This is a genomic window from Methanoregula sp., from assembly GCF_052325125.1.
Classification (GTDB): domain Archaea; phylum Halobacteriota; class Methanomicrobia; order Methanomicrobiales; family Methanospirillaceae; genus Methanoregula.
On sequence record NZ_JBKQWO010000026.1, the window covers coordinates 1 to 3,872 of the forward strand.

At 53.8% G+C, this 3,872-nt stretch carries 4 protein-coding genes; 1 reads left to right on the forward strand and 3 read right to left on the reverse strand.

Annotated elements, in window-relative coordinates:
• A partial coding sequence (locus ACLQMU_RS06385) for a hypothetical protein (RefSeq protein ID WP_443673616.1) occupies positions 1–284 on the reverse strand: 284 nt, incomplete at its 3' end.
• A gap of 920 nt (positions 285–1,204) precedes the next feature.
• On the opposite strand from ACLQMU_RS06385, the gene ACLQMU_RS06390 reads away from it, so the two are divergent.
• Positions 1,205–1,576, forward strand: coding sequence for a MarR family transcriptional regulator (locus ACLQMU_RS06390; protein ID WP_443673617.1), 372 nt, complete (start codon positions 1,205–1,207; stop codon positions 1,574–1,576).
• Positions 1,577–2,045: 469 nt separating this feature from the next.
• Here the strand turns inward: ACLQMU_RS06390 and ACLQMU_RS06395 are convergent, their stop codons facing one another.
• Together ACLQMU_RS06395 and ACLQMU_RS06400 are read right to left on the reverse strand one after the other, a co-directional pair.
• Positions 2,046–3,095 carry an ABC transporter substrate-binding protein gene (locus ACLQMU_RS06395; RefSeq protein ID WP_443673618.1) on the reverse strand — a complete coding sequence of 350 codons (1,050 nt, stop codon included), beginning with the start codon at positions 3,093–3,095 and terminating at the stop codon, positions 2,046–2,048.
• 121 nt (positions 3,096–3,216) lie between these two features.
• Positions 3,217–3,872: ABC transporter permease (locus ACLQMU_RS06400; protein WP_443673619.1), on the reverse strand; the 656-nt coding region annotated here is incomplete at its 5' end.

Below are 3,872 nucleotides of genomic sequence, written 5' to 3' on the forward strand. Positions count from 1 at the left end.
GGGGAGACATACCGCACATTGTTGATCGAGATCATCACGGCTTTACCGGACCGGGTGATCCATGCCTTCCCGACCGGGGCCGCGTCCGCGTTTTTCATAACGTCGGATATATCATAGACTGGCGCGGGCCAGTGATCTTGGAGCTTGCGAATCTCGCCGGCAGGGATAACTGCCTGCATGGTCTTTACATCGATACGGACCGAGCCGTTGTAGAGGCGCGCGGCCCCTATGTGCTCAAAGGTCACATCGGTTTTTGTTTTTGGCGTCATGGTGTTTTTCACCATACATACATCGACGTGAGAGCATATAAGCCTCCGCCGTGCGCAGGGTGAAAGTAAAGGCGGTGCGTTTTCCGATTTGAGAATTAAGTCTTTTGCGTAGAATTTTTGTTTAACGGAAGGCCCGCCCAGGCACACAGCGCGACAGGCCGCGTGATCGCGTCCCGTAACCGCGCCGTGTGACCATTACCCGCCCCTTCGGTTTCCTGTTGGTACGCGATCGCTTCGGTTGGACCCACCCGACAAAGCGTGCGACCGCCCGCTGATGCGTCCGGTAACCGTCGCTTTGTCCTCCCGCCCGGACCCGGTAATCCTGCCGAAGGCAGGGGTCATCCTGCCTGACTGCCCGCCCCTGGGCGGGAGGAGCGCAGCGGGCGGTGGGTAGTGGCCCAGCGGCCCGAGGGAGCGCCGCTTCAGGGTGCGAAGGTAACGAGCCGCATCAGCGGTGAGTCCGAGCCCCTGATGCGTCGTGCGAGTGAGTCACTGAGCGTTACGCATGTGCCCGATCAACAGCGACGAGCATTCCGCGAAGCGGTATGCGAGGAGCGAGCCGAGCAGCCGCTGGCGCCGGAGCAACGCGACAAGCCAGGGGCGTCATCCTTCCAACAGAAAACTCCGGAAAACAGCGAGGTGATGTGAAGCGAGCCGGAATGCAGTGAGCGCAAGCGAACGGAATGAGGACGAGTGAACATGACCGAGCGTCTTCATGCCAACCGGACACGATGGTTCCCGCCCTCGGCATGGTGGGCGGGACTCCTGGGTGGGCGGTCCGGAAGATAATCACCCGCAGATCGCCGCCCCGCTCCGCACGCTTCGTGCACCTTCGGCGCACTCGCACCTGCTCCACGGACCGGCTTGAAATCTACCAGAATGGATTTAATGTTCTAATAAAAAGCCAGTTATGGAAATCCGGAAACGAATGCCAGATGAAAGAACAAAATGTAGTGTTATTCACCGATAAAGAGGAAGAATTTTTGAATCTCCTCATCGAAATCGGCATCAGGAAAACGGTCGCACAATTGCTGGTATTCCTTGCAAACACACCAGAAGCAACATCTCGGGATCTCGAACGAGGAACAGACCTTCGCCAGCCTGAAGTGAGTACGGCGATAAAATACCTGGACGATCACGGCTGGATTACATCCCGTGAGATTCCCTCTGACAAGAAAGGCCGCCCGAAAAAAACCTATTCATTGGCGGTGCCGATCAAGGAAATTATAACCGCAATTGAAAAAAACAAGAAGGATGAAGCAAATCATCAGCTTGCACTCGTCAAAAAAATGAGAGATTATTTCTAAATGAATTCCGTAGAAACCTCATTTTCGGGACTATTTCCTTATTTTTAAATCTCTCCCCGGAAAAAAGATCCTCATATTCGCGTTTTTTTGGCCTTTTCGGGTGCCGGATGGGTAAATGCATGGGTCAAAATTAACCTCGATTCTAGGGCCGTTAGAGGCCCATATCTGACATCGAAATCAGCCGTATTTTGACAAACGGAGCAATTATAAGGCGTCTTTTCCACGCGAACTGGAAAGAGTGTTTTTACAGGTGTTTCCGGTATAGGTCCGGATAAGAAAAAGGGGTTCTGAGCCCAATTTGGGCTTATTTTCCCTTATCGTATCTGCACTGCATACGGGGGTCTGATCCGGTGGTTGATCACCTTCTGTCTGGGATCCATTACAGTAAGGCCGTTTATCATCTTCCGGTGAATTGCTACTATTTCCTCCCGTACCGTTTCGATTTCTGCGATATTTTTTGCAGGTGCTGTTATGGGTACACCATCATTGAAACATTTGTCCCGTTCATGTACCTGCCAGCGTACGCATCCAGCATCTCTCGCGGATTCATATCCCGGAATCTGTCGGGGTGCAGGAGTTGCGCTGTGTACACGAGGCCGATATAGGCCCGGGGGCCGTACTCGATATCACTGTCAAATGCATAAACCCTGTTCTGCTGGACAGCCGGAATAGTATCCCAGCCGGGACGAGCTTTGAGAGTTGCAATGACGTTTTCGAGAGTCCGGGCATCTGAAGACGAAACGACCTTCATCACGTATTGCGGCTGCTGGGCAACAACCCATTCCGGGCTCACCGTCATATATGAGATCGAGGAATTCCCGGCAATATTCCTGCCGCCCGCTGCAACCAGCAGTTCATTGGACCCGGATCCATTGGATTCTGCCGAGTAATCGGAATATCCCTCAAAGTATACGCTCGGGATCTCATTTGAGGGGATGGTCTGTACCCGATCATTAACCTGATCGATGGTATCCTCAACCATTCGCGCATAAACTTCCGCCCTGTTCGATGTTCCGGTCAGCGTCCCGATTGCCCGGGCATCGGAGGCGAGAGTGCTCAGCTTGTAGCAGTCAAGCGAGATTACCGTGATGTTCGCAGCGGTAATCTGGTCAATATTCTTGGGTTTGTAACTGGAGTACGTGATCACCGCGTCGGGATGGAGCGCGAGAATCTGTTCGATATTTGGGGTCTCCCAGTTCCCGATGCTTGTAGCATTCGGGATCTTGTCCATGATGTATGGGACGGACAGCGTCGACTCATCTACACCCACAATTTTGTCAGATGCACCAAGCGCAATTAACAGCTCTGCCGCATCACTATTTGCCACGATCAACCGTTCCGGCCGGCAGGGAAGGCTTACAGTAGTCCCGTCCGTCTGAGTAATGGTAACCTGTGTGCAGGTACCGGAATTCTGTGGACCAGACGCACTCGTCGCCGGGGCAGATGTTGTTGTCCCAGGCATCTGCTGCCCGTCAGGAGCAGAAACCGGGTGAGTGCCAGTCCCGGCAGTTCCCATCATCAATACTGTTGCTCCCGCTGCGGCGCAGCAGAGGAGAATTATTCCTAATATTTGTATGGTTTTATCCATGATTTCTTCATTCCTTTATTCATTTTTCCAGCAATTGGATCGGTATCTGTCATCACACCGTCACCCGCCGGAACATCTGCATACAGATCGCGATCACGACCCCGCCCATCGCGACCAGAAGACCGATCTGCAGGAGTGGGACGGTCCCGGTCCCCGCTGCACGGACCGCATCGATCGCATAACTTAAGGGATTGAGCCGGGCAATTGTCCGTAACCAGGCCGGCATCACGCTGTAGGGCATCAGGGCGCTCGAAGTAAAGAACAGAGGCATGGAGATCATCGTGTTGAACGCTGCATACGAGTCATGATCCCCGAGATAGAGTGCAATGGTCGTTGCACACGCGGACATAAGAAAGCCAAAGAGGAAGAGGATAAGATAGATCATCCCGTACTGGGCCGGCGAGAGAATGGTCGCGCCGATGAGAACCGCGATCACAAGGATGATCGTTGCCTGGATCGCACCCCGGATCGTGATGAAGAGGATCTTCCCGAACAGGATGCTCTCCCGGGGTGTGGGCAGGGCGAGGAACTTGTTCAAAAAGCCGAGGATCTTGTCAAACATCAACAGCGTCCCGCCATTGAGCGAGGACGAGAGCATGGTCATGACGAGAATGCCCGGCGTGATAAAGTCCAGGTAATTGCCGGTGAAACTGACCGGCAGGGCAAGCCCCACAAAGATCAGCCAGGCCGCCGGCATGACGAGCATGG

Excerpts from the sequence above, each read along its gene's own strand:
- ACLQMU_RS06390 (WP_443673617.1), top strand. The coding sequence starts at position 1,205 with ATGAAAGAACAAAATGTAGTGTTATTCACCGATAAAGAGGAAGAATTT.
- ACLQMU_RS06395 (WP_443673618.1), bottom strand. The coding sequence starts at position 3,095 with ATGATGGGAACTGCCGGGACTGGCACTCACCCGGTTTCTGCTCCTGAC.